Origin of the sequence: Pseudomonas sp. HMWF021 (assembly GCF_003061005.1) — a bacterium.
Taxonomy (GTDB): Bacteria; Pseudomonadota; Gammaproteobacteria; order Pseudomonadales; family Pseudomonadaceae; genus Aquipseudomonas.
In genome coordinates, this window is the sequence record NZ_QAIK01000085.1 from 3,844 (window position 1) to 4,730 (window position 887).

At 63.9% G+C, this 887-nt stretch carries 1 protein-coding gene; it reads left to right on the forward strand.

All coding sequences use genetic code 11. The annotated features are described in order from the left end of the window. Positions 1 to 167 precede the first annotated feature (167 nt). A partial coding sequence (locus tag DBR18_RS29095) for a GspE/PulE family protein (RefSeq protein WP_256588682.1) occupies positions 168 to 887 on the forward strand: 720 nt, incomplete at its 3' end.

An 887-nucleotide genomic window follows, 5' to 3' on the forward strand; every position in this document is an offset into this window, starting at 1 on the left:
AGCTCCCTCGCCACAGGAATGGGGAACGACACCGAACCTGTAGGAGCTGCCGAAGGCTGCGATCTTTTGCTTTGGCTTTTTTCAATGTCGCTGAAGATCAAGATCAAAAGACCGCAGCCTGCGGCAGCTCCTACACGAGATTGTATTGCCATGGGGGGAGGGTGTAGATGAGTTCACTGCCCTACGCCTGGGCCAAGGCCCAGCGTATTTTGTTGTGCGACGGCGTGCTGACGGTGTGCCCATCGACGCCCGGCTGGTCGATCAGCGAGGTGCGGCGCCAGTTCGGTGAAACGTCGCTCAAGCGCGTGCGCGACGACGAACTCGATGGCCTGCTCGCCACGGCCTACGCCGACACCGGCAGCGCCGCCGCTGTGGTCGGCGCAGCAGAAAACGAAGTCGATCTCGACCGCCTGATGCAGGACATGCCGGAAATCACCGACCTGCTCGACACCCAGGACGGCGCGCCGGTGATCCGCATGATCAACGCCTTGCTCACCCAGGCCGCCCGCGATGAGGCCAGCGACATTCACATCGAACCGTTCGAAACCCATTCGGTGGTGCGCTACCGGGTCGATGGCACGTTGCGCGACGTGGTTTCGCCGCGCAAGGCGCTGCACGGTGCGCTGGTGTCGCGGATCAAGATCATGGCCCAGCTCGACATCGCCGAAAAACGCCTGCCACAGGACGGTCGTATCGCGTTGCGCGTGGCCGGGCGGCCGATCGATATTCGCGTGTCGACCGTGCCCACCGGGCATGGCGAGCGGGTGGTGATGCGCTTGCTCGACAAACAGGCCGGGCGTCTGCACCTGGAAACCCTCGGCATGGACGCGCAGGTGCTGGCCAGACTCGATCACCTGATCCGCCAGCCCCACGGCATCGTGCTGGTC